28 protein-coding genes are annotated in these 25,667 nt (G+C 72.4%); 13 read left to right on the top strand and 15 right to left on the bottom strand.

The window, feature by feature from the left end; all coding sequences use genetic code 11:
• Window positions 1-10: 10 nt before the first annotated feature.
• On the top strand, window positions 11-997 hold the full coding sequence (locus tag BM223_RS14375; protein WP_082003665.1) for a GNAT family N-acetyltransferase: 987 nt from the start codon (window positions 11-13) through the stop codon (window positions 995-997).
• A 42-nt stretch (window positions 998-1,039) separates the two neighbouring features.
• Here BM223_RS14375 and BM223_RS29010 read toward each other — a convergent pair whose 3' ends face one another.
• Window positions 1,040-1,402, bottom strand: coding sequence for a hypothetical protein (locus BM223_RS29010; RefSeq protein WP_075018627.1), 363 nt, complete (start codon window positions 1,400-1,402; stop codon window positions 1,040-1,042).
• A gap of 141 nt (window positions 1,403-1,543) precedes the next feature.
• On the opposite strand from BM223_RS29010, the gene BM223_RS14365 reads away from it, so the two are divergent.
• Window positions 1,544-1,876: a hypothetical protein gene (locus BM223_RS14365; protein ID WP_038679190.1), complete on the top strand. Its 333-nt coding sequence runs from the start codon at window positions 1,544-1,546 to the stop codon at window positions 1,874-1,876.
• 50 nt (window positions 1,877-1,926) lie between these two features.
• Here BM223_RS14365 and BM223_RS14360 read toward each other — a convergent pair whose 3' ends face one another.
• The 4 genes from BM223_RS14360 to BM223_RS14345 are packed head-to-tail and all read right to left on the bottom strand — an operon-like array spanning window position 1,927 to window position 5,400.
• Window positions 1,927-2,994 (bottom strand): NAD(P)H-dependent flavin oxidoreductase, encoded by a 1,068-nt coding sequence (locus tag BM223_RS14360; protein WP_038679187.1) that lies wholly within the window; start codon window positions 2,992-2,994, stop codon window positions 1,927-1,929.
• On the bottom strand, window positions 2,991-3,752 hold the full coding sequence (locus BM223_RS14355) for a CoA-transferase subunit beta (protein ID WP_038679185.1): 762 nt from the start codon (window positions 3,750-3,752) through the stop codon (window positions 2,991-2,993). Before BM223_RS14355 ends, BM223_RS14360 begins: the two co-directional genes overlap by 4 nt.
• Window positions 3,749-4,642: a CoA transferase subunit A gene (locus BM223_RS14350; protein WP_218030661.1), complete on the bottom strand. Its 894-nt coding sequence runs from the start codon at window positions 4,640-4,642 to the stop codon at window positions 3,749-3,751. The genes BM223_RS14355 and BM223_RS14350 overlap by 4 nt, the downstream gene beginning before the upstream one ends.
• Window positions 4,639-5,400, bottom strand: a complete 762-nt coding sequence (locus BM223_RS14345) for an enoyl-CoA hydratase family protein (protein ID WP_038679183.1) — start codon at window positions 5,398-5,400, stop codon at window positions 4,639-4,641. The genes BM223_RS14350 and BM223_RS14345 overlap by 4 nt, the downstream gene beginning before the upstream one ends.
• Window positions 5,401-5,440: 40 nt before the next feature.
• Here BM223_RS14345 and BM223_RS14340 point away from each other — a divergent pair, with 40 nt between their 5' ends.
• Both BM223_RS14340 and BM223_RS14335 read left to right on the top strand, forming a co-directional pair.
• Entirely contained in the window at window positions 5,441-6,211 is a 771-nt protein-coding gene (locus BM223_RS14340) for an SDR family oxidoreductase (protein ID WP_038679181.1), read from the top strand.
• Window positions 6,208-7,092, top strand: coding sequence for an SDR family oxidoreductase (locus tag BM223_RS14335; protein WP_038679180.1), 885 nt, complete (start codon window positions 6,208-6,210; stop codon window positions 7,090-7,092). Before BM223_RS14340 ends, BM223_RS14335 begins: the two co-directional genes overlap by 4 nt.
• Before the next feature lie 82 nt (window positions 7,093-7,174).
• On the opposite strand, the gene BM223_RS14330 is transcribed toward BM223_RS14335, so the two are convergent.
• Window positions 7,175-8,125 (bottom strand): type IV toxin-antitoxin system AbiEi family antitoxin domain-containing protein, encoded by a 951-nt coding sequence (locus BM223_RS14330; protein ID WP_038679178.1) that lies wholly within the window; start codon window positions 8,123-8,125, stop codon window positions 7,175-7,177.
• A gap of 207 nt (window positions 8,126-8,332) precedes the next feature.
• Complete coding sequence (locus tag BM223_RS14325; RefSeq protein ID WP_038679176.1) at window positions 8,333-9,496, bottom strand: steroid 3-ketoacyl-CoA thiolase; 1,164 nt, start codon at window positions 9,494-9,496, stop codon at window positions 8,333-8,335.
• Window positions 9,497-9,651: 155 nt separating this feature from the next.
• Here BM223_RS14325 and BM223_RS14320 point away from each other — a divergent pair, with 155 nt between their 5' ends.
• From BM223_RS14320 to BM223_RS14300, 5 genes are all read left to right on the top strand, one after another.
• Window positions 9,652-10,887, top strand: a complete 1,236-nt coding sequence (locus tag BM223_RS14320; protein ID WP_038679174.1) for a cytochrome P450 — start codon at window positions 9,652-9,654, stop codon at window positions 10,885-10,887.
• Window positions 10,888-10,960: 73 nt separating this feature from the next.
• Window positions 10,961-11,638 (top strand): response regulator transcription factor, encoded by a 678-nt coding sequence (locus tag BM223_RS14315; protein WP_038679172.1) that lies wholly within the window; start codon window positions 10,961-10,963, stop codon window positions 11,636-11,638.
• Between the two features lie 2 nt (window positions 11,639-11,640).
• Window positions 11,641-12,972, top strand: coding sequence for a sensor histidine kinase (locus BM223_RS14310; RefSeq protein WP_200886980.1), 1,332 nt, complete (start codon window positions 11,641-11,643; stop codon window positions 12,970-12,972).
• A gap of 86 nt (window positions 12,973-13,058) precedes the next feature.
• The gene (locus tag BM223_RS14305) at window positions 13,059-13,589 is read left to right on the top strand and encodes a PepSY domain-containing protein (RefSeq protein ID WP_038679168.1); all 531 of its coding nucleotides are present in this window, start codon (window positions 13,059-13,061) and stop codon (window positions 13,587-13,589) included.
• Window positions 13,590-13,621: 32 nt separating this feature from the next.
• Window positions 13,622-13,807 carry a hypothetical protein gene (locus tag BM223_RS14300; protein WP_038679166.1) on the top strand — a complete coding sequence of 62 codons (186 nt, stop codon included), beginning with the start codon at window positions 13,622-13,624 and terminating at the stop codon, window positions 13,805-13,807.
• Here BM223_RS14300 and BM223_RS14295 read toward each other — a convergent pair.
• Window positions 13,797-14,909, bottom strand: coding sequence for a carboxylate-amine ligase (locus BM223_RS14295; protein ID WP_038679164.1), 1,113 nt, complete (start codon window positions 14,907-14,909; stop codon window positions 13,797-13,799). The two genes, BM223_RS14300 and BM223_RS14295, sit on opposite strands and share 11 nt — an antisense overlap.
• Window positions 14,910-14,974: 65 nt before the next feature.
• Between BM223_RS14295 and BM223_RS14290 the strand changes: the two genes are divergently transcribed.
• On the top strand, window positions 14,975-16,192 hold the full coding sequence (locus tag BM223_RS14290; RefSeq protein WP_235318900.1) for an MFS transporter: 1,218 nt from the start codon (window positions 14,975-14,977) through the stop codon (window positions 16,190-16,192).
• On the opposite strand, the gene BM223_RS14285 is transcribed toward BM223_RS14290, so the two are convergent.
• From BM223_RS14285 to BM223_RS14260, 6 genes are read right to left on the bottom strand one after another with little or no spacing between them, the layout of a single operon-like run.
• Window positions 16,176-17,156, bottom strand: coding sequence for a hypothetical protein (locus BM223_RS14285; protein ID WP_038679161.1), 981 nt, complete (start codon window positions 17,154-17,156; stop codon window positions 16,176-16,178). The two genes, BM223_RS14290 and BM223_RS14285, sit on opposite strands and share 17 nt — an antisense overlap.
• Before the next feature lie 25 nt (window positions 17,157-17,181).
• Window positions 17,182-17,949: a type I methionyl aminopeptidase gene (gene map / locus BM223_RS14280; protein WP_038679159.1), complete on the bottom strand. Its 768-nt coding sequence runs from the start codon at window positions 17,947-17,949 to the stop codon at window positions 17,182-17,184.
• A gap of 10 nt (window positions 17,950-17,959) precedes the next feature.
• A complete protein-coding gene (locus BM223_RS14275; RefSeq protein ID WP_075018626.1) occupies window positions 17,960-18,655 on the bottom strand; it encodes a DUF4190 domain-containing protein in 696 nt (231 codons plus the stop codon).
• Window positions 18,656-18,692: 37 nt separating this feature from the next.
• Window positions 18,693-19,853: a thiolase domain-containing protein gene (locus tag BM223_RS14270; RefSeq protein ID WP_038679157.1), complete on the bottom strand. Its 1,161-nt coding sequence runs from the start codon at window positions 19,851-19,853 to the stop codon at window positions 18,693-18,695.
• A complete protein-coding gene (locus BM223_RS14265; RefSeq protein WP_038679155.1) occupies window positions 19,853-20,908 on the bottom strand; it encodes a thiolase domain-containing protein in 1,056 nt (351 codons plus the stop codon). Before BM223_RS14265 ends, BM223_RS14270 begins: the two co-directional genes overlap by 1 nt.
• A gap of 19 nt (window positions 20,909-20,927) precedes the next feature.
• Window positions 20,928-21,905, bottom strand: coding sequence for a Zn-ribbon domain-containing OB-fold protein (locus BM223_RS14260; protein WP_038679153.1), 978 nt, complete (start codon window positions 21,903-21,905; stop codon window positions 20,928-20,930).
• Window positions 21,906-21,983: 78 nt separating this feature from the next.
• Here BM223_RS14260 and BM223_RS14255 point away from each other — a divergent pair, with 78 nt between their 5' ends.
• Entirely contained in the window at window positions 21,984-23,027 is a 1,044-nt protein-coding gene (locus tag BM223_RS14255) for an LLM class F420-dependent oxidoreductase (RefSeq protein ID WP_038679151.1), read from the top strand.
• 55 nt (window positions 23,028-23,082) lie between these two features.
• Window positions 23,083-23,472: a hypothetical protein gene (locus BM223_RS14250; protein ID WP_038679149.1), complete on the top strand. Its 390-nt coding sequence runs from the start codon at window positions 23,083-23,085 to the stop codon at window positions 23,470-23,472.
• 12 nt (window positions 23,473-23,484) lie between these two features.
• On the opposite strand, the gene BM223_RS14245 is transcribed toward BM223_RS14250, so the two are convergent.
• Entirely contained in the window at window positions 23,485-23,955 is a 471-nt protein-coding gene (locus BM223_RS14245) for a YqeB family protein (RefSeq protein ID WP_038679147.1), read from the bottom strand.
• 111 nt (window positions 23,956-24,066) lie between these two features.
• On the opposite strand from BM223_RS14245, the gene fadD8 reads away from it, so the two are divergent.
• On the top strand, window positions 24,067-25,665 hold the full coding sequence (gene fadD8 / locus BM223_RS14240) for a fatty-acid--CoA ligase FadD8 (RefSeq protein WP_038679145.1): 1,599 nt from the start codon (window positions 24,067-24,069) through the stop codon (window positions 25,663-25,665).
• Window positions 25,666-25,667 lie beyond the last annotated feature (2 nt).

The raw sequence follows: 25,667 nt of genomic DNA, 5'->3' as shown, positions 1-25,667 counted from the left end.
TGCTGCTGCCATGGAGCTTCACCCGTTCGGCCCCGACGACACCGCGGCCCTCGCCGCCTGGACCGACCTCGTCACCGCGATCTCCGCGACCGACGCGCCCTGGGAGCGGCGGATGACGCCCGCCCTCGCCGCCGCCCGCTGGCGGCACGGCTGGGACGGCGAGCCCGGGACGCCGTACCTGGCGCGGGTGGGCGATCGCGTCGTCGGCTGGGCCGGCGTCGCGGCCAGCGAGCACGACAACCTGCACCTCGCCTGGCTCGAGCTCGGCGTCCACCCCGACGCCCGGCGCCAGGGTCACGGCTCGGCGCTGCTGGCCGCGATGGAGGCCGAGGCCCGGCGCCTGGGCCGGACCAGCCTCGCGATCGGGGCCTGGGAGAGCGTCGCCGGCGACGCCTTCGCCCAGGCGCACGGCCTCGAGCGCAAGTCGGCCGAGATCAACCGCCGCCAGGTCCTCGCCGAGCTCGACTGGGACACCCTCGACCGGCACTACGCCGAGGCCCTGCCCCACGCCGCCGACTACGTCCTCGAGCGCCGCTTCGGCCCGACCCCGGACGACGCCCTCGACGCCGTCGCCGAGATGGCCTCGGCCATCAACGACGCCCCCACCGACGACCTCGACTACGAGGACGAGGTCTTCAGCGGCGCCCGGATGCGCGCCTACGAGACCTCCGTCGACGCCCACGGCGCCGACCTCTACCGCGTCGTCGCCCGGCACGTCCCGACCGGCGAGCTCGCCGCCCAGACGGTCGTCGCCGTCTCCCGGACCGAGCCGACCTGGGGCGACCAGCACGACACCTCCGTCACCCGGGCGCACCGCGGCCACCGGCTCGGCCTGCTGCTCAAGACCGACATGCTCCGCTGGCTCCGTGACGCCGCCCCCGCCCTGGCCACCATCGACACCTGGAACGCGGAGTCGAACGACCGGATGATCGAGGTCAACGAGGCGCTCGCCTACCGCGTCCTCGGGCGCGCCTGGACCTACCAGCGGCCCTGCTGAGCCGCTGACCTGCTGACCGGCAGACCTGCTGACCGGCAGGGCCTAGGAGTAGCGGTGCGACTTGGCGGCGTGGCCGCGCTCGCGGGTGCAGGTGCGGCCGCTCATGTTGCGGTGGCCGCACAGCTCTTCCTGCTCGTTCTCGTTCTCGTTGTCGCTCGCGGCCGGCTTGCGCGCCTTGGTGGCCTTGGTGGCCTTGGTGGACTTGGTGGACTTGGTGGACTTGGTGGACTTGGTGGACATGGTGGCCTTGGCGGGCTTCGCCGTCGCCGCCGGGGTCGACCCACTCGCGTCGGAGGCCGGCGGCGCGACGGCGGGCCGCGCCCGGGTGCCCGGTCGTCCGGCGCGCTGCTGGTCCTGCTGGTACCGGGCCTCGCGCATGGCCCGCAGTGCATCGAGCTTGCTCATCGGTTGATCACGCCCCTGACGCTAGGGCAGAGGTCCGACAGAACCGGGCGCGGGTAGGCTCGCGGCTCCGACGGACGACCCCCGAACGACGTCCGACCGACCCTGACCAAACCCCGAGCACCCGAACGGTGAGGTACTGACATGGTGGCGAGCCGAGCTGCTCGGGAGCGCAAGGCGCGGACCCAGGCGGGCCCCCTGGCCCGGGTCCGGATCGACCTCGGCGCGCAGGAGCAGTTCGTCTACAAGATCAGCTGCACCGAGTGCGTGGTCAAGAACGACCGCCCGTGGTCGGCGTACCGGCCGGGCGAGGACAACGGGTTCATGGCTGCCATGGACCGCTGGATCTTCCACCTGCGCGAGAAGCACCCGGCGGCGGAGGCTCCGTGCCTGGAGTTCCTCCCGGCGGCCGAGCAGCGGCTGCACGAGCGGCGTCAGCAGCGCGAGGCCCGCCGCTCCGCGGCGGACCCGGACTGACCGGCGCAGTCGCCGGCGAGCCCGGGCCCGGCCCGGAGCGCGCGCTCACCTCACACGACGTACGACGACGCCCGCTTCAGCTCCGCGGCCGCCTGGACGACGATCCGCTCGACGAGCTCCGCGCACGACGGCAGGTCGTCGATGACGCCGACCACCTGCCCGCTGGCGAGGACGCCCGCGGAGGTGTCGCCCTCGACCAGGCCGGCGCGCAGCATGGTCGGGGTGTTGGCGGCGAGGGCCATCTGGCCGAGGGTGCGGCCCTGGGCCTTCTTCATGGCCCGGCCGTCCTTGAGCAGGCCGGTCCACGACATGCCGGAGGACTTCTTGAACTCCAGCGTGCGGCGCATCGTCGGCCCGAGGCGGCGGACGGCGGAGGTCTCCTCGAGCGAGTCGACGAGGTCGGTGCGGAGCATCCGGTGCGGCATGCCGTCGACCTTGGTGGTGACGACGGTGTCGGCCAGGCCCTTGGTGAGGTAGAGCTCCTTGACCGCGTCGGGGACGGCGGAGTCGCGGGTCAGCAGGAAGCGGGTGCCCATGCCGACGCCCGCGGCGCCGTACGACAGGGCGGCGGCGAGGCCGCGGCCGTCGAAGAAGCCGCCCGCGGCGATCACCGGGATGTCGACGGCGTCGAGGACGGTCGGCAGCAGGAGCGTGGTCGGGACGGCGCCGGTGTGGCCGCCGCCCTCGCCGCCCTGGACCATGACGGCGTCCGCGCCCCAGGACGCGACCTTGACCGCGTGCTTCGCCGCGCCGATCGAGGGCATCACGACGATGTCGTGCTCCTTGAGCTTGGCGATGAGCTCCGGCTTGGGCGCGAGCGCGAACGAGGCGACCTTGACGCCGTGGTCGATGAGGAGCTGGCAGCGGTCGGGCGCGTCGGCGGCGTCGGCACGCAGGTTGACGCCGAACGGCTTGTCGGTGCGGCCCTTGACCTCGATGATCGCCTGCTCCAGCTCGGCGAAGGTCATGGTCGCCGAGGCGAGGATGCCGAGGCCGCCGGCCTCGGCGGTCCCGGAGACCAGGCGGGGGCCGGAGACCCAGCCCATGCCGGTCTGCACGACGGGGTGCGGGACGCCGACCAGGTCGGTGAACGCGGTGCGGATCTGCTGCTCGATCATGCGGCGGGAACCTCCTTGAAGCGCAGGCCCTTCGGGTCGAGGACCTCGCGGATGATCACCAGCTCCTCGTACGACGGCGCGCGGGTCTCCGGGACGTCGTCCGGGACCTCCAGCGCGAAGCCCGTCGCGGCGACGACCTCGTCGACGCCCACGCCCGGGTGCACCGAGACGAGGCGCATCGTGTCGCCCGCTCCGCCGAGGTCGAAGACGCCGAGGTTGCTGACGACGCGGTGGATGTCGTTGAACCGCGAGGCGCCCGCCCCGGCGGCGGCCGCGCGCGCGGGCCCGACGCCGGAGACGATGTCGACCTGCTCGACGAAGACCCGGGTCGAGTGCTTCGGGACCCAGTACGACGTCCGGTTGTTGACGGTGTTGCCCGGCGCGCCGCGCGAGCCGAGGAGCTGGCGCTTGGGCTGGGCGAACGGACCGATCGCGGAGATGTTCTGGTTGCCGTGCCGGTCGACCTGGGTGGCGCCCATCATCACGTGCCGCTTGCCGTAGGCGACGACGTCGAAGACGCGCCGGAACGGGATCCAGCCCTCGACGACGTCCTTGCCGCCCAGCGGGGGAGTGCCGCCCAGGAAGACCGACTCGCCGTCGCTGATGACGAGGTCGGGGTTCGACGTCAGCTTGGCGAGCCGGACGCCGAGCGTCGGCAGCAGGCCCATCGGGCTGGCGAAGATCTCGCCGTCCTGGCTGAAGGCGTCCGCGATCGCGGCGGCGCAGACGTCCGCGCGGGTGAAGTCGGTGTCGCTCACTGGGCGTTCTCCTCGGTGAAGGCCTGGACGGCGGCCTGGTAGGCCGCCTCGTCGCCGGCGAGGAAGCGGTCGTGGAAGGCCTGCCACTCCTCGTCGGTGCCGCCGGCCGCGGCGGCGTAGGCGCGCTGGAACTTCTCGTCGCGCTCGTAGTCGGGCGTGCAGGTGCTGAAGTGCGCACCGTTCGGGGTCTCGACGACGCCGGTGACCATCATCCGGCTCAGCAGCAGGCGCTGGACGGGGGCGTCGACGGTCAGCCCGGCGGTGTCGACGACCTGCTCGACGCTGACGTAGGTCTTGTCGGCGGCCATCGCGAAGAGGTCGTCGAAGTACGGGTCCGGTCCCAGGTACGACGCGTTGCCGTGCTGGTCGGCACGGTTGAGGTGGACGAGCGCGGCGTCGAGGCGCAGTGCCGGGACGGCGACGAGCTCCTCGTGGCCGTGACCGTCGTCGTAGGGGCTGGTGACCGTCTTGATCCAGGGGTTGTTGACGAGGACGTCGGAGCCGAGTCCCGCACGCATCGGCAGGAACGGCAGCCGCTCGGCCGCCGCCTTGAGGCCGGTCTGGAACATGCCCTCGTCGAGCTCGACGACCTCGGGGATCGACGCGGCCTGGCGGGCGCGCTGGAAATTGGGCTCCAGGGGGACGGTGTCGAGCGAGACGAACGCGTAGACCAGCTTGCGGATCTTGCCGGCCCGCGCGAGCAGACCGACGTCGGCCCCGCCCCAGCTGACGATCGTCAGGTCGGTGAGGTCGGAGTTGTAGATCGCGCGGACCAGTGCCATCGGCTTGCGCCGCGGGCCCCAGCCGCCGATGCCGATGGTCATCCCGCTCTCGAGGCTGCCGACGACGTCGTCGATCGACATCCGCTTGTCGCGCGGCTTGCGGCTCACTGGGCGCCTCCTGCCTTGGTGGTGCCGGCGAAGTCGTCACGGAGCTCGTCGCTGACGCCCATCAGGTTGAGCTCGAACGTGAAGCCCTGCTCCCAGCGGTAGGACTTGTTGACGTCGATCGGGTCGATCCCGTTGAGCGCCTCCTTGGCGGCGCGGATGACCTTGGTGTTCTTGGCGGCGATCTCGCCGGCCACCTTGAGAGCGGCGTCGAGCAGGTCCTCGCGCGGGACGACCTCGAGCACCGAGCCGAACTGGACGAGGTCCTTGGCCGGGATGGTGCGCGCGGTGAAGTAGAGCGTGCGCATCATGTGCTGGGGGACGAGGCGCGCCATGTGGGTGGCCGCGCCGAGGGCCCCCTGGTTGACCTCGGGGACGCCGAAGTAGGCGTCCTCGCTGGCGACGACGATGTCGGCATTGCCGACCAGGCCGACGCCGCCGCCGACGCAGAAGCCGTTGACCGCCGCGACGACCGGGACCGAGCACTCGTAGACAGCCTTGAACGCGGCGAAGCAGCCCCGGTTGGCACCGAGGAGCGCCTCGAAGCCGGTCGTGTTCTGCATCTCCTTGATGTCGACGCCGGCGTTGAAGCCCTTGCCCTCCGCGCGGAGGACGACGACCTTCGTGGCCATGTCGGCGCTCGCCTCGTCGAGGGCGGCCGCCACGTCGAACCAGCCCTGCACGGTGAGGGCGTTGACCGGGGGAGCGTTCATCGTGACGACGCGGATGCCGTCCGGTCGCAACTCGCTGGTGACTGTCATAGATGCATGCTACCAAGCATTTGCTTGGTATTGTGGAGTCATGACACTCAGCGTGGACCTTGGCGGCCGGGTCGCCCTCGTCACCGGCGGGGCGCGCGGCATCGGCCGCGGGATCTCCGAGGTGCTCCTCGCGGCCGGCGCCACCGTGGTCACCTGTGGCCGCTCGGAGGCCGAGCCGCCCGCCGGTGCGACGCACCTGACCTGCGACGTCCGTGACCCCGACTCGGTGGCGGCCCTCGTCGACGCCGTCGTCACCCGGCACGGCCGGCTCGACATCGTCGTCAACAACGCCGGCGGCGGCCCGTTCGTGATGGCCGACGAGGCCTCGCCGCGGCTGAGCGAGAAGGTCGTCGGGCTCAACCTGATGGCCGCACTGCACGTCAGCCAGGCGGCCAACCGGGTCATGCAGACCCAGGAGAGCGGCGGCGCGATCGTCAACATCTCCTCCGTCTCGGCGCTGCGGCCCTCGCCGGGTACGGCGGCGTACGGCGCGGCGAAGGCCGGCGTCGACTCGCTGACGACGTCGCTCGCGATGGAGTGGGGCCCGAAGGTGCGGGTCAACTGCATCGACGTCGGCCTGGTGCGCACCGCCGACACGGCGGAGCACTACGGCGGCGACGCCACCGTCGCCGCGATCGAGCGGACCATCCCGGCCCGCCGGATGGCCCGGTTCGACGAGATCGGCAATGTCGCCGCCTTCCTCGCCAGCGACCTGGCGACCTATGTCTCCGGCGCCAGCGTCGCCTGCCACGGCGGCGGCGAGATGCCGGTCTTCCTGCACATCTTCCAGAACACAGGAGAGAACTCGTGAGCAAGCTGCTCGACGGCCGCGTGGCCATCGTCACCGGAGCCGGCCGCGGTATCGGCCGCGCCCACGCCCTGGAGCTCGCCCGGCACGGCGCCAAGGTCGTCGTCAACGACTACGGCGTCTCCGCCGCCGGTGAGGGCACCGACGAGTCCCCGGCCCACGCGGTCGTCGCGGAGATCGAGGCGATGGGCGGCCAGGCCGTCGTCAACGGCGCCGACGTCGCCGACTTCGCCGCGGCCGAGGCGATGATCCGCCAGGCGATCGACACCTTCGGCGGCCTCGACATCCTCGTCAACAACGCCGGCTTCCTGCGCGACCGGATGCTCGTGAACACCGCCGAGGACGAGTGGGACGCCGTCATCCGGGTCCACCTCAAGGGCCACTTCGCCCCGCTGCGCCACGCCGGCGCCTACTGGCGCGCCGAGGCCAAGGAGGGCCGCACCCGCGCGGCCCGCGTGATCAACACGTCGTCGGGTGCGGGCCTGCAGGGCTCGATCGGCCAGGCGACGTACTCGGCCGCCAAGGCCGGCATCGCCGGCCTGACCCTGGTCGCCGCCGCCGAGATGGGCCGCTACGGCGTCACCGTCAACGCGATCGCGCCCGTCGCCAAGACCCGGATGACCGAGGGCGCCTTCGACACCTCCGCGATGGCCCTGCCCGAGGACAACTCCCCGATCGTCGCCTGGCTCGCCTCCGAGGAGGCCGGCGACGTCACCGGCCGGGTGATCGAGATCGACGGCTCGGTGATCACCGTCGAGAACGGCTGGACCCACGGCGCCTCCCGCGACGCCGGCGCCCGCTGGGAGGCCGAGAAGGTCGGTGGCGCCCTCCGTGACCTGCTCGCCGAGGGGCCGGCGCCCGAGCCGGTTTACGGGACCGCCTGAGTGGCGGCAGTTTCACCGCCTAGGCGGTGAAACTGCCGGTAGGCCCACGGAATTCTCTATGCCAAGGGGGAGTTCCGTGGGCCTAGTTGCGTCCAACCCCGCTGCTCGCGCGGAATGCCCGACGGATGCGCTCGGACGTCGCGTGAGGCCGGTCGAGGTCGGCCCACGTCAGGCGGACCATCGTCCAACCGGTCAGCTCGCGAATCTCGTCCTCGCGCTGCTTCTCGCGCATCACCATCTCCTCGAGCCTCTCGCCTGGACGGCGAAACCGGTGGTACTTCTCGCGGCCGTCGAACTCGAGCATCGTCCGATGCTGGGGCCACGCGAAGTCGAGCCGGCCGGCGAGGCGGCCGCTGGGGTGGCGAACCTCGAACTGCGTGGTCGGTGGGGGAAGGTGCTCGTCCAGGCACAGCAGACGTGTCCGTGTCTCGCCGACCGACTCTGCCGAAGAGTCGGCGAGGCGTAGCGCGAGCTGCAAGAGGAGTGTTCGCGGCCAGCTGGTCATCCGCTGGAAGCCGACAGCGAGATCGTCCTCCGTCGTGAGACCGCTGTTGAGGTACCAGTCGAGAACTGCGACCGCAGCGTCGCGAGACGCGCCGCTAGCGGTGTCCAGTGCGGTACGCGTGGGCGACGTGATCCAGCCGGCCGCATCGCGGGTGACGTCGTCGACAAGGCAACGGCCGTGGTGATGAATCACTCGCGCGAGACGCCGGCCGCTGGTCCCGTCGAGGTGGGTTACATGGGCAGTGGCGAGGTTCAGGCCCCAGTGCGGGCCGCCCTGCTCGATGCATGCGCTCACGTGGGACAACGCGACCCCGATGCCGTACTGCTGACGGACCGCGGCCGCCAGGAGGCGATGTCGGTCCACGGGGTCGGCTTGTGCCCACACGGGATGGACGACATAAGCGCCTTGGCGAAGCCGGATGAGGTGACCGGATCGGACCGCTCGCGAGAGCGCCTTGTCGTCAGCACCGGCCGCGATGGCGTCTCGACGGAGAAGGATGCCGTCCTGGTTGGCGAGCAGCTCGATCATCGGGCCAGCGTGGGTGCCCCGTCCCGGTCCTGCCAGCGCTTCGTACACGGCTTGTGGACAGGGCGTCGGCTGCAGACGCCTGTGGACGGTTGGCGTACGAATCTGGGCGTGGGCGCACGGACTTCCGTGCGCCCACCGGCAGTTTCACCGCCTAGGCGGTGAAACTGCCCGTCGTACGGAGGGAGGCTGAGGGGGCGGGGCGGGGGGTTAGATCCGCTCGATGATCGTGCCGGTGGCCATCGCACCGCCGGCGCACATGGAGATCAGGGCCGTGGAGGCGTCGCGGCGCTCGAGCTCGTGGAGCGCGGTGGTGATCAGGCGGACGCCGGTGGCGCCGACGGGGTGGCCGAGGGCGATGGCGCCGCCGTTGACGTTGACCTTGTCCATGTCGACGCCGTGCACCCCCGCCCACGACAGGACGACGGACGCGAAGGCCTCGTTGACCTCGAAGAGGTCGAAGTCGCCGATCGCCATGCCGGTCTTGTCGAGGAGGCGCTGGGTGGCGTCGATGGGGCCGTCGAGGTGGTAGTAGGGGTCGGAGCCGACGAGGCACTGGGCGACGATCCGGGCGCGCGGGGTGAGGCCGAGGGCGCGCGCCTTCGACTCGTCCATGATGAGGAGGGCGGCGGCGCCGTCGGAGATCTGGGACGACGTGCCGGCGGTGTGCAGGCCGCCGTCGAGGACGGTGCGCAGGCCGGCGAGGCCCTCGGCGGTGGTCTCGCGCAGGCCCTGGTCGGCGTCGACGACCCGGGTCTCGCCGGTGGGGTTGCCGTCGGCGTCGAGGACGGGCGCCGAGATCGGGGCGATCTCGCGCTTGAACCGGCCCTCGTCCACGGCGACACGGGCCTTGGCCTGCGAGGCCAGGCCGAGCGCCTCGAGGTCGGCGCGGGACAGGCCGCGGTTCTTCGCGATCCGGTCGGCGGCCTCGAACTGGTTGGGCATGTCGATCGACCAGTCGGCCGGGCGGGGGTCGCCCATCCCCGGGGGCACGTTGGCGCCGAGGGGGATGCGCGACATCATCTCGACGCCGCAGGCGATGCCGACGTCGATCGTGCCGGCGGCGACCATGTCGTTGACCAGGTGGGTGGCCTGCTGGCCCGAGCCGCACTGCGCGTCGAGCGCGGTGCCGGCGGTCGCCTGGGGGAGACCGGCGTACAGCCAGGCGCGGCGGACGGCGTCGTTGGACTGCTCGCCCGCCTGGGTGACGCAGCCGCCGACGACCTGCTCGACCAGGGCCGGGTCGACGCCGGCGCGGCGGAGCACCTCGGCCTGGACGAAGCCCAGGGTCTGCGCGGGGTGGAGGCCGGCCAGCCAGCCCTTGCGCTTGCCCAGCGGGGTGCGGACGGCATCGACGATCACAGGGTTGCCCATGCGGTCACCGTAGCACCGAACTAGAACACGTTCTACGAGTCGTCCCGGTCCCGGAGAAACGATTCACGAAACCCTTTCGTAATCGCGCGAGGCTTTGTACGGTAGGGCTCTAGAACGTGTTTCACCCCCATCAGCCGCAGCGAAAGGCTCAGCGCGTGACCGAGCTCCTCATCCCGACGGATTGGGATCCCACCGATCCCGACATCAACGAAGTGGCCGTGCCCCACGAGCAGTTCCGCGCGCTGCGCGAGAGTGAGCCGATCCGCTGGATCGAGCAGGTCCCCGAGGCGCGCGCCGGCTTCCTCGACACCGGCTACTGGGCGCTGACCCGGCACGCCGAGGTCCGCCAGGTCTCCAAGGACAACGAGAACTGGTCGGCGATGGAGAACGGCGTCATCATCCGGTTCGCGCCGGACATGACCCGGGACCAGGTCGAGGTCCAGCGCGCGATGCTGATCCACCACGACCCGCCGGACCACACCCAGATGCGCGGCATCGTCTCGCGCGGCTTCACCCCGCGCGTGATCGCCGCCCTCAGGACGGTCCTCGAGGAGCGTGCCCGCGAGATCGTCGCCGGCGCCGTCGCCCAGGGCTCCGGCGACTTCGTCGAGGACATCGCCGCCGAGCTGCCGCTGCAGGCGATCGCCGACTTCCTCGGCGTCCCGCAGGAGGACCGCAAGAAGCTGTTCGAGTGGTCCAACCAGATGATGGGCTACGACGACCCCGACATCGGCGCCGACCCGGCCGTCGCGTCGATGGAGATCCTGGTCTACTTCGACCAGCTCGCCAACGAGCGCCGGGCCAACCCGCAGGACGACATCGTCACCAAGCTGATCAGCGTCGGTGCCGACGACGACCACGGCGCGCTGACCAACGACGAGTTCGGCTTCTTCGTCATCCTGCTGACCGTCGCGGGCAACGAGACCACGCGCAACGCGACGAGCCACGGCATGCACGCCTTCTTCGAGCACCCCGACCAGTGGGAGCTGTGGAAGAAGGAGCGCCCGGAGACCGCCATCGACGAGATCGTCCGCTGGGCGACCCCCGTCACGGTCTTCCAGCGCACCGCCAAGAAGGACACCGAGCTGGCCGGCCAGGCGATCAAGAAGGGCGACCGGGTGGCGATGTTCTACGCCTCCGCGAACTTCGACGAGACCGTCTTCGACGAGCCCTTCAAGTTCGACATCAAGCGCGAGAACAACCCGCACGTCGCCTTCGGCGGCCACGGGGCGCACTACTGCCTCGGCGCCAACCTGGCCCGCCTGCAGATCAACCTGATCTTCAACGCGATCGCCGACCTCGCTCCCGACATCAAGCTCGTGGGCGAGCCGCGCCGGCTCCGCTCCGGCTGGCTCAACGCCATCAAGGAGATGCAGGTCGAGTACCGCTGACCTTCAGCGCAGGTTCAGGGTGGCTCCGTGAGAATGGGGCCACCCTGAGTCCATTTCTCGCCGGAGGTGCGGTGTGCGGGTGCTGGTGGTCGACGACGAGCAGCGGCTCGCGCGCTCGCTGCGGCTCGGTCTCGAGGCCGAGGGCTTCGCTGTCGACGTCGCCCACGACGGCACCGACGGGCTCTGGCTGGCCCGCGAGAACGAGTACGACGCGATCGTGCTCGACCTCATGCTGCCCGGCATCAACGGCTACCGGGTCTGCTCCACGCTGCGGGCCGAGAAGAACTGGACGCCCATCCTGATGCTCACCGCCAAGGACGGCGAGTGGGACCAGGTCGAGGGCCTCGACACCGGCGCCGACGACTACCTCACCAAGCCGTTCTCGTTCCCGGTGCTCGTGGCCCGGCTGCGCGCCGTCGCCCGGCGCGGGGCTCGGGAGCGGCCCACGGCGCTCGAGGTCGGCGACCTCGTCGTCGACCCCGCCGCGCGCCGGGTCCACCGCGGCGGCACCGAGGTGAGCCTCACTGCGCGGGAGTTCTCGGTGCTCGCCTTCCTCGCTCGGCACCCCGGTGAGGTGGTGTCGAAGCGCCAGGTCCTCGACGCCGTCTGGGACGGCGACTTCGAGGGCGACCCGAATATCGTCGAGGTCTACGTCCGGCACCTGCGCAACAAGGTCGACCGGCCGTTCGGGCGCGACGCGATCCAGACCGTCCGCGGTGCGGGCTACCGCCTCGCGAGCGACGGAGGCTGACCGTGGCGGTCCGCACCCGCACCACGCTCGGTGCCGTCCTCGTCGTGGCGCTCGCCCTGCTGGCCGGCGCCGCCGCGCTGGTGCTGGTGGTCCGCGGGTCGCTGCACGACGCGGCCGAGACCACCGCGGAGCACCGGGCCGACGACCTCGCCGCGCAGGTCGCCGCCAGCGGCCCGCCGGCGGCGTCGGTCGCGGAGCAGGGCGACGACGACGCCGACGACCCCGACGACCCCGACGACGTCGTCTGGCAGGTGCTCGACCCGTCCGGTGCCGTGGTCAGCGCCTCGCAGCCGCTCGCCGGACCACTGCCGGCCGGGGACGACGACGTCGTCGACCTGCCCGGCGCCGATCACCCCTACGTGGTCGTGAACGAGGAGGCCGAGCACGGCGGCACGACGTACGTGGTGGTCGCGGCGGTCTCGCTCGAGGACGTCGACGAGACGACCGCCGCGCTCCTCACCCCGCTCCTGGTGGGGCTGCCCGTGCTGCTCCTGGTCGTCGGTGCGACGACGTGGCTGGTGGTGTCGCGTGCGCTCGGTCCGGTGGAGCGGATCCGCCGCGAGGTCGAGCAGATCACCGGCACCCGGCTCGACCGGCGGGTGCCGGAGCCGCCGTCCCGGGACGAGATCGGTCGTCTCGCGCGCACGATGAACGGCATGCTCGGCCGGCTCCAGGACGCGGCGCGCCGCCAGGAGGAGTTCGTCGCGGACGCCTCCCACGAGCTGCGCTCGCCGTTGGCCAGCCTGCGCCAGGTGGCGGAGGTCGCCCAGGCGCACCCGGGCGCTCTCGACGAGGGCGAGCTCGCCACGACGGTGCACGAGGAGACGGTCCGGATGCAGGCGCTGGTCGACCAGCTCCTCGTGCTGACCCGGGCCGGTGCGGGCCGGGAGGGCGCGGTGCGGGTGGACGTCGACGTCGACGACCTCGTGCTGGCCGAGGCCCGTCGCGCCGCGCGGGCCGGGGTCGCCGCCGACACCACCGCCGTGGGCCCGGGACGGGTCCAGGGCGATCCGGTGGCGCTCGGCCAGGTGGTGCGCAACCTCGTCGACAACGCGCTGCGCCACGCCGCGTCGCGGATCGCGCTCGGCGTCGCGGAGGACGGCCGGCACGTCGTCGTGACCGTCGACGACGACGGCCCCGGGATCCCCGCGGCCGACCGGGAGCGGGTCTTCGAGCGCTTCGTGCGCCTCGACGACGCCCGGGCCCGCGACGCCGGTGGGAGCGGCCTGGGGCTGGCGATCGTCCGTGCGCTGGTCGCGGCCCACGGGGGCGTCGTCACGGCCGAGGACGCGCCGCTGGGCGGGGCGCGGCTGGTCGTCCGGCTGCCTTCCTGAAGGCGCCGTCAGACGCCTTCAGGAAGGGTTCAGCGACGTCCCGGCAGGCTCGGTGCCACACCGAGAACCACCCGAGAGGAACTCCCATGAGGACCACCGCCCTGCGCCGCAAGCGCGTCGTCATCCCCGCCCTCGCCACCGTCGCCGTCCTGGCCGTCGGAGGGACCGTGTGGGCCGCATCGGCCGACGAGGTCCGTGGCGACGAGCGGGACCGGGTCGAGTCCGCCGCGGTCGCGGCCGCCGGCGGTGGCCGGGCGGTCGACGTCGAGAAGAGCGACGACGCGGGGGAGGCCTACGAGGTCGAGGTCCGCCTCGACGACGGCCGCGAGGTCGACGTCACCCTCGACGACGACCTGAAGGTACTGGACCGCGACGCCGACGACGACGACAACGACGACGACGCCGACGACCGGCCGGTCGCCATCGGCGCGCCCGAGCGCACCGCAGCCGAGAAGGCCGCCCTCGCCGCGGTCGGCGGCGGCACCGTGGTGGACGTCGACCCGAGCGACGACCCCGGCGTGACCTACGAGGTCGAGGTGCGGGACCGCTCCGGCGTCGAGTGGGACGTCGACCTGGACGCCGCCTTCGCCGTGGTGAACCGGGTCCAGGACCGCTGACGCCGGCTGCCCGGGTGCAGTAGCGTCTGGTTGTGAAGCAGGCCGACGACCACCAGGAGGGCGAGATGAGCCAGATCAACGCCGACCAGTTCCCGGGATTCGCCGAGAACCACTACCAGCACGGCATGCACAGCCTGGCCTGGATCTCCCTGTGGGTCATCGTCGGTCTGGGCGTCGCGGCCGGTGTCTTCGGCTTCGTCTGGGGTCTCAACCACTGACCTGGCGCCATGCGGCGCCGGTGCGCGCGACCAGGTCGTCGACGACGTCCGCCACGTTGCCGCCCCCGCGCTCGTAGGCGGCGCGCTGCCGGGTGGCCCCGCCCTCGGCGAGGACCTGGGGGAGCACGGCGTCCACCAGTGCGGTGTCGCCGTGGGCCTCGAGCTGGTCCCGGACCCGGTGCACCAGGCTCTCCGCGACGGCGCGCGCCGGGGCGAGCCGGCCGGTGCGCGGGTCGAGCAGGCGGTCGGTGAGCCCGTAGCGGGCCGCGCGCCAGCGGGCCGCCCGGAGCAGCTCCGCACGCCAGGGGGCCGGTTCGGACGTGGTGGCGAGGGCGTGGTCGACCAGGCCGCGCACGAGCGCGGCGATCAGCACCGCCTCGTCGGGATCGGTGCAGACGTCGGTGATCCGGACCTCGACGGTCGGGTAGCTCTCGGAGAGCCGGGCGTCGTAGTAGAGCATCCCAGGATCGAGGGCCGCACCCGACGCGATCAGCTGCCGGCTGGCCTCGCGGTAGCCGGCCGCGGAGCCGAACGGCGCCGTCGGTCCGGCGCTCGGCCACTGCGTCCAGACCTGCGAGCGCCACGAGGCGTAGCGGGTGTCGCGCCCGTGGTGGAAGGGCGAGTTCGCGCTGATGGCGAGCAGCACCGGCAGCCACGGGGTGATCGTGTCGATCGCGCGGACGCCGTCGTCGTCGGAGTCGATGGCGACGTGGACGTGCAGCCCGCACGTGCCGCCCGGGCGGGCCACCTCGCCGTACGTCTCGACCATCGCGCGGTAGCGGTCGTCGGGCGAGGTCCGCGGGTCCCCGCCCCCCAGGGGGACGGCGCCGGACGCCGCCACCGCGAGGCCGACCGCGGCCGCCGCCTCGGTCGCGTCGTGCCGGGCGCCGACCAGGTGCCGGCGGAGGTCGTCGAGCGAGGTGACCGGTGGCGTGCGCGTCTCGAGCTGGTGGCGGAAGAGCTCGTGGTCGAGAGCGTCGCTCGCACCGCTGCCGTGCTCGCGGGCGTACTTGAGGACCTGCTCCGCACGCGGTGCGGGAAGGCGGCTCTCGGGGTCGATGAGGAGAAGCTCCTCCTCCACCCCCACGGTGCGTCGATCCATGGCGAGCGCGCGGTACCCGAAGGCCGCCGCGGCAGTCGCCGACGCCGCCTGACAGGATCCTCCACGTGACCTGGAGCCCGTGGCGGACCGTCGTCGCCTTCGGTTTCGTCAGCCTCCTCGCCGACATGGTCTACGAGGGCATGCGCTCGGTCGCGGGCCCGTACCTCGGCACGCTCGGCGCCTCGGCGCTCGTCGTCGGTCTGGTCACCGGCGCCGGCGAGGCGATGGCGCTGCTGCTGCGCCTCGGCACCGGCCCGTGGGCGGACCGCAGCGGTCGGCACTGGCGGCTGACCGTCGTCGGGTACGGGCTCACCGCGGTGTGCGTACCGCTCCTGGCCGTCGCCCCCGCGCTCGGGACGGCGGGCGTCGCGGTCGCCGCGGCGCTCATCCTCGCCGAGCGGGCGGGTAAGGCGATCCGGAGCCCGGCGAAGTCCGCCCTGCTCGCCCGGGTCGCCGTCGGCGGCAGCATGGGCCGGGCGTTCGGCGTCCACAAGGCGCTCGACCAGGTCGGCGCGTTCGCCGGGCCGCTCGTCGTCGCCGGGATCGCGGCCCTGACCGGCACGCTCTGGCCCGGATTCGCGGTGCTCGCGATCCCGGGCGCGCTCTCGCTGCTCCTGCTCGCCCAGCTGGCCCGCCGTGCCCCGCAGCTCACCGTCGTACCGGACGATCTGGCTGTCGCAGAGGCCTCCGGACAACCAGATCGTCCGGTACGACGGGGGCTCGGTGCCGCGCTGGGGCTCGACCTGCCGGCCCGGTTCCACGTCTTCTCGGCGGCCGCCGCGCTCGCCACGGCCGGGCTGATGACGTTCGGCATCATCTCGTTCCGGTTCGTCGAGATCGGGCTCGTGCCGCTCGCCGCCGCTCCCGTCGTCTACGCCCTCGCGATGGCGACGGCGGCCGTCGCCGCGCTCGGCACCGGCGCGCTGTTCGACCGGTGGGGGCCGCGGGTGCTGCTCGCCGTCCCGGTGCTGGTCGCGGTGCTGCCGCCGCTGGTCTTCGCCGACCACCTCGGCCCGGTCCTGGCCGGCGTCGCGCTGTGGGGCGTGGCCACCGGGATCCTCGACTCGACCGTCAAGGCGCAGGTCGCGGCCGTCGTCCCCGGACCCCGCCGCGCCACCGGGTACGGCGTGTTCGCCGCGGTCCAGGGGCTCGGGGCGATCGTGGGCGGTGCGGTCGCCGGAGCGCTCGTCACCCACCACGCGACGCTCCTCGGCGTGCTCGTCGCGGTCGCCCAGGTGGCGGCGCTCGGGCTGCTCGTGGGGGTGCTCAGGACCCGCCGGTGAGCTCCTCGAGCACCCGCTGGAACTCCGGCCCGACGACGATCGAGAGCGCGCCGTCGTCGTCGAGGCGGCTGAGCTGCTGGTAGCCGCCGCCGTCCCACCAGTAGAGGTGGGGGCTGAGCGGGCCGGGGGCGTCGCCGAAGCCGAGCGCCGCGAAGCGGGCCATGGCCTGGACGACGGGCACCACCGTCGCATCGCGGACCAGGTGCCAGGCGACCTGGTGCCGGTTGGGGACGCACAGCAGCCAGCCGTGCCGGCCGCTCTCGTGGCCGGTCAGCTCGGTGGCCAGCCGGGGCAGCAGCAGGGCCCGGCTGGCGGTGTGCACCGACTCGCCGAGCAGCACGTGGAAGGCGCCGCCGCCGTCGGGCAGGTCGAGGCGCTCGAGCTGCTCGACGGGCTGGCGGTGCAGGTTGGTGAGCCCGTGGGCGCGCAGCACGTCGGTGCCACCGAGGCGGGCGGCCCGGGCGTCGTCGTACACGGCGACGGTGTCGGGGAGGTCGAGCGCGAGCATCTCGACCAGGCCGGGCGCGAACTCGCGGTGGGGGAAGCCGTCGAGGCGGGGGATCGCGTCGCGCTCGTAGAGCCGCACGTAGGTCCGGGTCGCCGCCTGCTGGGGACTGAGGTCGGCGAACGGGTCGGGCGCGTCCATGCTGGCCAGCACCCGCTCGACGTGGGTGCCGACCAGAGCGGGCCAGGCGGCGTGGCCGCGGTCGTCCTGGTGGCACGACGCCGCCACGTTCCACAGCCCGAACTGGCGCCCGGAGTCGTCGGCGACGTGGCCGGCGTGGACGCTCACCTCGACCCCGCGCTCGGCGAACGCCGTGCGCACGAGCCCGCGCAGGTGCTGGGCCTCGTCGACGCCCAGGAAGGGCAGTGCCTCGTCCGGTACGACGGGTGCGGCCGCTCGGTCCGGGCGGCCCGGCTGGTCACCTTCGTCGTCGCGCCGCCGGCGCCGGAAGATGCTCACGTCGTCGCGTCCCCGGCCGGCCGGATCAGTCGCGCGCGGTGAGGATGATCGGGTCGCCGTCGGTGATGGCGACGGTGTGCTCGGCATGGGCGCCCCGGGAGCCGTCGGCGCTGCGGATCGTCCAGCCGTCGGGGTCGAAGACGATCTCGTCGGTGGTGTGCAGGAACCACGGCTCGATGGCGATGACCAGGCCCGGGCGGAGCTTGGGGCCGCGCCCGGCGCGACCGTCGTTGGCGACGTGCGGCTCGCCGTGCATGGTCCGGCCGACGCCGTGGCCGCCGAACTGGAGGTTCACCTTGAGCTCGGCCTCGTGGGCGACGCTGCCGATCGCGAAGGAGATGTCGCCGAGCCGGTTGCCGGCCCGGGCGGCGTCGATGCCGGCGGCGAGCGCCTTCTCGGTGACCTCGATCAGGCGGAGGTCCTCGTCGCGGGGCTTGCCGACGACGACGGAGAGCGCCGAGTCGGCGACCCAGTTGTCGACCGAGGCCGCGAAGTCGACGGAGAGCAGGTCGCCGTCCTGGAGGACGTAGTCGTGGGGGAGCCCGTGCAGCACCGCGTCGTTGACCGACGTGCAGAGCACCTTGCCGAAGGGGCTGGCCCCGAACGACGGGTGGTAGTCGATGTAGCACGACTCGGCGCCGGCGTCCTTGATCATCCGGTGCGCCAGCTCGTCGAGCTCGAGCAGGTTGACCCCGACGTCGGCCTTCTCGCCGAGCGCCTTGATCACCGAGGCGACGAAACGGCCCGCGGGCCGCATCTGCTCGATCTGGGTGGGGGTACGCAGCTCCATCACGGGATCAAGACTACGGGCCCGGCGCGGCAACCACGACGGCGCTGTGGCTCGACGCGTCGTCGGCGTCGAAGGCGATCCCGTCGAGGCGCCCGCCGGACACCGAGATCGTGCCGGTCCGGGAGACCGACTCGCCGGGGTCGACGGACGACGTGGTGCCGTCGAGCCAGGGGTCGCGCCATTGGCCGTCGACGACTCCCTTCACCCGGATGTTGTCGAGGTAGATCGTCCGGTCGCTCTTGTTGGTCGCCTCGAACGCGAAGTCGCAGGGCTCCGAGTCCGGGCAGGTGATCGAGGTGACGACGATCGACAGGTCGCCGTCGTCGGTGGTGAAGCGCTCGCCGACCTTCGCGCTCGGATCGGGCGGGTCGACGAAGTCGAGGAGGTCGCCGAGGTAGCGCAGCACGATGAAGCCGACGACGACGGAGATGACGAGCGCCGTCGCCGACAGGCCGGTGCCCCAGGCCGCCAGGCCCCGGCGCCCGAGGCGGCCGGCTCGGAGCAGGGCGATCGTCCCGAGCACGAGGCCGATCAGTGCGCAGATGCCGCCGACGAAGTTGAGGAGCGGGATCGGCGAGGCGCAGAGCCCGATGATGCCCAGCACGAGCGAGGCCACGGCGATGCCGTTGCGCGGCGTGCGCGGGGGCGGGGCGTCCGGGGACGCCGGCCAGGGCGGGGGAGGCGGGTACGGCGCCGGGGGCTCGCTCACCCTCGGACCCTAACCGCCTCCCGGCCCGCGCAAACCGTCAGTTCGTGGGCTTGTCGGCCCCCACGACCCACATCGCGAAGAACTGCGACCCACCGCCGTAGGCGTGGCCGAGCGCCTTGCGGGCGCCGTCGACCTGGTGCTCGCCGGCCGCGCCGCGCACCTGCAGCGCCGCCTCGCCGAAGCGGAGCATGCCCGAGGCGCCGATCGGGTTGGAGGACAGCACGCCGCCCGAGCAGTTGACCGGGATCCGGCCGCCCATCGCGGTCTCGCCGGCCTCGGTGAGCTTCCAGCCGTCGCCCTCGGCCGCGAAGCCGAGGTTCTCGAGCCACATCGGCTCGAACCACGAGAACGGGACGTAGATCTCGGCCGCGTCGATCTCGTCGATCGGGCTGGTGATGCCGGCCTGCTTCCACAGCGCGGCCGCGGCGTCGCGGCCGGCCTGCGGGTTGACCTGGTCGCGCTCGGCGGCCGTGGTCGGCTCGGAGCGCATCACCGTGCCGTGGATCCAGGCCGGGTTGGGCGACGACTTCGCGACGTCCTCGTCGGCGATGACCAGCGCGCACGCGCCGTCGGAGGAGGGGCAGGTCTCCTCGTAGCGGATCGGGTCCCACAGCATCTGCGAGGCGAGGACCATGTCGACGGTCTTCTCCTCGCGCAGGTGCGCGTAGGGGTTCTTGAGCGCGTTGGTGCGGTCCTTGGCGGCGACGATCGCGCCGATGTGGGTGGGCGCGCCGGAGCGGCGGATGTAGGAGCGCACGTGGGGGGCGAAGTAGCCGCCCGCGCCGGCGTGGACCGGCATCACGAACGGCACCGGCACCGACAGCGCCCACATCGCGTTGGACTCGGACTGCTTCTCGAAGGCGACGGTCAGCACCTTCTTGTGCACGCCCGACTGCACGAGCGAGGCCGCGACGATGGCGGTCGAGCCGCCCACCGAGCCGGCCGTGTGCACGCGCAGCAGCGGCTTGCCGGCCGCGCCGAGCGCCTCGGCGAGGTAGAGCTCGGGCATCATCACGCCCTCGAAGAGGTCCGGCGCCTTGCCGACGACGATCGCGTCGATCTCGTCGAGGGTCAGCCCGGCGTCCTCGAGCGCACGGTCCATGGCCTCGCGGCACAGGCCCGCCATGGAGACGTCCTCGCGCTTGGCCCGGTGGTGGGTCTGGCCGACGCCGATGACGGCGGCAGGGGTCTTGCCCATCAGTTCGTTCCCTCCATGACGCAGACGAGGTTCTGCTGCAGTGCCGGCCCGCTGGTCGCGTGGCCGAGCACCTTGTCGGCGGTGCCGTCCCAGATCCGGCGAGCGGCCTCGCCGATCCGGATCGCGCCGCCGGTGAACATCGGGTTGCCGGCGAGCGGGCCGCCCGAGGGGTTGATCCGGACGTCGTCGGCGAGCCCGAGGTCGCGGCGCAGGATCAGCTCCTGGTGGCTGAACGGCGCGTGCACCTCGGCGATCTCGACGCCGTCGAGGCCGCCCACCGCGGCGGCCGCGCGCGAGGCCGACTCGGAGCGGGTCAGCTCGCGGGTGCCGAGCTGGAGCCCGTCGGTGAAGTGGGACAGGCCGGTGATCCAGGCCGGGCGCTCGCGCACCTCGCGGGCCTTGTCGCCGGCGGCCAGGACGATCGCGGCGGCACCGTCGGTGACCGGCGCGGCATCGTGCTTGCGGAGCGGGTCGGCGAACATCGGCCGGGCGAGGAGATCCGCGACGGACGAGCCGCCCGCGCGGACGGCGTACTCGTTCTTCTCGGCGTCGGAGAGCGAGCGGTTGACGACCTCGGCCATGGCGGTCTCGTCCCACAGGCCGGCGTCGATGCCGAGGCGCGCCTGGAGCGCGGCGATCGACACGGTGTCGGGCCACAGCGGGGTGAGCGTGTAGGGGTCGAGCTGCAGGGCCAGGGTGCGGCGCAGGACGCCGGCCGAGGCCTTGCCGAAGCCGAACACCAGGGCCGTGTCGACCTCACCGGTCTGGATCTTGAGCCACGCCTCGTAGAGCGCCCAGGCGGCGTCCATCTCGACGTGGGACTCGTTGACCGGCGGGAGCACGCCGATCGCGTCGATCGCGCTCACGAACGAGAACGACCGGCCGGCCAGGTAGTCCGAGGAGCCGGAGCACCAGAAGCCGATGTCCTTCTTGGTCCACCCGGTCTGCTCGTAGCACTCGGCGAACAGCGGCACCAGGAGCTCGGCGCACTGGGGGGATCCGTCGTAGTCCTGCAGCTGTCGCTGCGCGAACCCGACGACGGCAACGTCACGCATGTCTTGTCCTTCCCGCCGCTCAGAGGTGGTGCTTGTAGGTGTCGAAGTCCGCGTCGGGCTCGTCGGCCGGCGCGAAGTGGCTGATGTTCTCGATCGTGGTGCCCCACTCGTCGCGGGGCTTCCAGACCGCCTTCACCCGCAGGCCCATCCGGATCTCGTCGACGGGGATGTCGAGGATCAGGTGCTGCAGCGCGATGTCCGCGCCGTCGAGCAGGATGTACGCCGACACGTACGGCGGCGCGATCTTCTGCCCGAGGAAGGGCACGTTGACGATGCAGAAGGTGGTCACGGTGCCGGTGTCGGAGAGCTCGATCTCCTCGACGGTCGGGACGCCGTCGGTCGGGCACGCGGGGCGCGGCGGCACGTAGACCTTCTCGCACTTCGGGCAGCGCTGGCCGACGATCCGGCCCTCGGAGAGGCCGCGGAAGAAGGCGGACTCCTCGGGCGAGGCGGCGTAGGTGTAGTCGAGGCTGACCGGTGTCACGATGCCGGTGACCGGCTCTGCCGGGGTCTCGTTGGTCGAGCTTGTCGAGACCGGCTCGGTGGGGGTCTCGACAGGCTCGACCGGCGCGGGCTCGAAGACGAGGTCGGTCATCGCGCCGGTGCGCTCCGCGGCCCAGCGGGCGCGGACCTTCAGGCCGGTGCTGATCTCGTCGGGGCTCGCGACGTCGACCGCGTGCAGGAAGGGCGCGTCGGCGCCGTCGAGGGTGACGAGCGCGAAGGCGAAGGGCCGGTCGAACGGCTGGCCCGCCACGGGCTCGCTGACCCAGGTCCAGGAGGTGACCGTGCCGGTCTCGGGCAGGTCGACGAAGTCGGCCGTGGCCTCGTGGGTGACCGGGTCGAACTCCGGGGGCGGGACGACGACGCGACCGTCGCTGAGCCGGGCGCCGACGAAGCGGCCGTCGCGCAGCCCGGTGAGGAAGCGGCCGATCACCGGGCCGACCGATCGGGTGTAGTCGAAGGACACCGTCACCGGTGCCGAGAGGGTGCGACTCATGAGCCAAAGTGAAACATGTTCTGCTCAAAAGTGAAACACGTTCTAGAAACGTGTCCGCGAGCCGGGCATGATGCAGCCATGAAACTGGGTCTGCAGCTGGGTTACTGGTCCGCACAGCCGCCGCAGGGCGTCGGCGAGCTCGTCGCGGCCGCGGAGGACGCGGGCTTCGACGCGATCTTCACCGCCGAGGCCTGGGGGAGCGACGCCTTCACCCCGCTGGCCTGGTGGGGCCGGGAGACCTCGCGGGTCCGGCTCGGCACCTCGATCGTGCAGATGTCCGGCCGGACGCCGGCCTCGATCGCCATGCACGCGCTGACCCTCGACCACCTCACCGGCGGCCGGGTCGTCCTCGGCATGGGCGTGAGCGGCCCGCAGGTCGTCGAGGGCTGGTACGGCGTCCCGTTCTCGAAGCCGCTGGCGCGCACCCGCGAGGTGGTCTCGATCATCCGCCAGGTGCTGGCCCGCGAGGCGCCGGTGACCAACGCCGGCCCGCACCACCCGCTGCCGTACGACGGCCCCGGCGCGGTCGGCCTCGGCAAGCCGCTCAAGCCGATCGTGCACCCCCTGCGCGCCGACCTGCCGATCTGGCTGGGCGCCGAGGGCCCCAAGAACGTCGCCCAGACCGCCGAGATCGCCGACGGCTGGATCCCGATCTTCTACACGCCCAAGAGCGCGGGCATGTACCAGCCCTGGCTCGACGAGGGCTTCGCGCGGCCGGGCGCCCGTCGTACCCGGGCGGACTTCGAGATCGCCGCCACCTGCCACCTGCAGATCGTCGAGAACGCCGAGCAGAAGCAGCAGGTCATCGACGGCATGAAGCCGTTCGTCTCGCTCTACATGGGCGGCATGGGCGCCAAGGAGCAGAACTTCCACCACCAGGTCTTCACCCGGATGGGCTACGGCGAGCTGGCCGACGAGGTGCAGGAGCTCTACCTGTCCGGCGAGAAGGACAAGGCCACCGCGCTCATCCCCGACGAGCTCGTCGACGACATGCACATCATCGGCACGCCGGGCGAGGTCCGCGAGCGGGTGGCGCAGTGGGAGGAGACCGGCGTGACCACGCTGCTGCTCTCGTGCCGCAGCGCCGCCGAGGTGCGGCAGATCGCGGAGCTGCTCGCCTGACGTCGTCCTCCTGAGGTGCTGGTCGCTGTCGGAGGTCCGGGCTACCGTCTCGGGCATGAGGCGGGAGCCGCACGAGAACGTCGCCACGGTGCTGGTCGACCCAGCGCTGCTGCCCGCCCTCGAGCTCGAGCTGGTCGAGCGCGACCTGTGGGTGTGGCCGGTCCGCTCGGCGCCGATCTGCGCCGACGGGCCGCGCACCGAGTTCCAGCTGCGCCGTCGCCTGGTCGAGGCCCAGCGCGGCGCCTGGGACTGCGCCGCCGCCTGGACGCCGGTCTGGATCAGCTTCGGTGAGCGCTGGGCGCGCGGCGACGACCCGCTGCCGTGGTCGGCGCACCGCACGCTCTGGGACCTGCTCGACGCCCACGCCGACCAGGTGCGGTTCCACCGGCGGCTGGGCGGGGTGCGGCCGCTCGTCGCGCCGGTCGAGCAGCGTCCTGCCGGCTGACCTGCGCCGCCGCTACTCCGACTCGAGCGGGTAGCCGCGCGAGGCGAAGGCCTCCTTGACGACGGCGCGCTTGGCCTCGACCGGCTTGTCGAACAGCCGGCGGCCGTCGGTGCCCTCGATGACGACCTTCTTGCCCTCGAAGTGGATGCCGAGGATCGTCTCGCGCACGAGCCGGCGCCGGTCGCGGTCGTGGACGACGACGATCGCGTCGTCGTGCACCTCCAGGCGCCACTCGTCGACGAGCACCACGAAGGCGACGACCAGGCCCGCCACGAGGCCGATCGCGGGCCGCGCGACCCAGGCCCACGGCTGGTCGAAGTCGCCGACCCAGCGCACGACGTCCTTGAACGGGATGAACGGCACGTCCGCGAGCCAGCGGGCGAGGAGCGGTCCGACGGTGAGCAGCAGGACGCCGCCGACGGCGAAGAGGGCGTAGGTCCAGATCTTGTCCTCGCGCGTGGAGCCCAGGTCGTCGTACGGCATGGGGACGACGCTAGGTGCCGGGGCGGGGGCCGGGCATCGGTCGCAGGTAGGGACCTGCCCGACCAAGGTAGGGTCCTTGCCCCGCAATAGAACACGTTCTAGTCTGCGAGGGTGACCGACACGCTCCGCACCCCTGCCCACAACGGCCACCTGATGGTCGCGGCCCTCAAGCGGCACGCGAACCGCCCGATCGTCCACCTCGGCGAGGTGACGCTGACCGGCCGCGAGACGGCGGAGCGGATCTCGCAGTACATCCAGGCGTTCGAGTCGCTCGGCGCCGGCCGCGGCACGCCGGGCGCGCTGCTCGCGCTCAACCGGCCCGAGGTGCTCTTCATCCTCGGTGCCGGCCAGACCCAGGGCTTCCAGCGCACGTCGCTGCACCCGCTCGGCTCGGCCGACGACCACGCCTACGTGATCAACGACGCCGGCATCACGACGCTCGTGATCGACCCCTACTTCGCCGACCGCGCGGTCGAGCTGCTCGGCAAGTGCCCGGGCCTCAAGCAGGTGCTGACGATCGGTCCCGTCCCCGAGGGTCTCGCGGACGTCGGCACCGACCTCACCGCCGTCGCCGCGACCTTCGAGCCGCAGCCGCTCACCGCCGCGGTGCTGGAGCCGGAGCACATCACGTCGATCACCTACACGGGTGGCACGACGGGCAAGCCGAAGGGCGTGATCGGCAACGTGCGCGCCTTCTCGACGATGGCGCAGGTCCAGATGGCGGAGTGGGAGTGGCCCGCCGAGCCGCGCTTCCTCATGTGCACGCCGCTCTCGCACGCCGGCGCGGCGTTCTTCGTGCCGGTCGTGCTCCAGGGCGGCACGCTCTTCGTCTCGGCCCGGTTCGACCCGGCCGACGTGCTCAAGACGATCGAGGAGAAGCGGATCAACTCGCTGATGCTCGTGCCCACCATGCTCTACGCGCTGATGGACCACCCCGACTCGCGCACCCGCGACCTGTCGTCGCTCGAGACCGTCTACTACGGCGCGTCCGCGATCAACCCGGTCCGGCTCAAGGAGGCGATCGAGCGGTTCGGCCCGATCTTCGCCCAGTACTACGGGCAGTCCGAGGCGCCGATGGTGATCAGCTACTTCCCGAAGGGCGACCACGTCGACGCCGCGGGCGTGCCGATCGAGTCGCGGCTGACGTCGTGCGGCCGGCCGTCGGCGTACCTGCGGACCGCGCTGCTCGACGAGGCCGGCAACCCGGTCCCGCCGGGCGAGCCGGGGGAGATCTGCGTGGCCGGGCCGCTGCTGTCGGCGGGCTACTGGCAGCTGCCCGAGGCCACCGCCGAGACCTTCCGCGACGGTTGGATGCACACCGGTGACGTGGCGCGCGAGGACGAGGACGGCTTCTGGTACATCGTCGACCGGACCAAGGACATGATCGTCACCGGCGGCTTCAACGTCTTCCCGCGGGAGGTCGAGGACGTCATCGCCGAGCACCCCGCGATCGCCCAGGTCGGCGTGATCGGCACCCCGCACGAGAAGTTCGGCGAGGCGGTCACCGCCGTCGTCGTGCTGCGCGAGGGCCAGGAGCTGACCGACGAGGTCGTCGCCGAGATCAAGGACGCCGTCAAGGAGCGCAAGGGCTCGGTCCAGACGCCCAAGGACGTCATCGCCGTCGACGCGCTGCCGCTCACCGCGCTCGGCAAGCCGGACAAGAAGGCGCTGCGGGCGCGGTTCTGGACGGGGGAGCGCTCGGTCGGCTGACG

This window comes from Pimelobacter simplex (assembly GCF_900114845.1).
Taxonomy (GTDB): domain Bacteria; phylum Actinomycetota; class Actinomycetes; order Propionibacteriales; family Nocardioidaceae; genus Nocardioides; species Nocardioides simplex.
The sequence above is the reverse complement of the archived record's forward strand: the minus strand, read 5'-3'. Positions and strand labels throughout refer to the sequence as shown.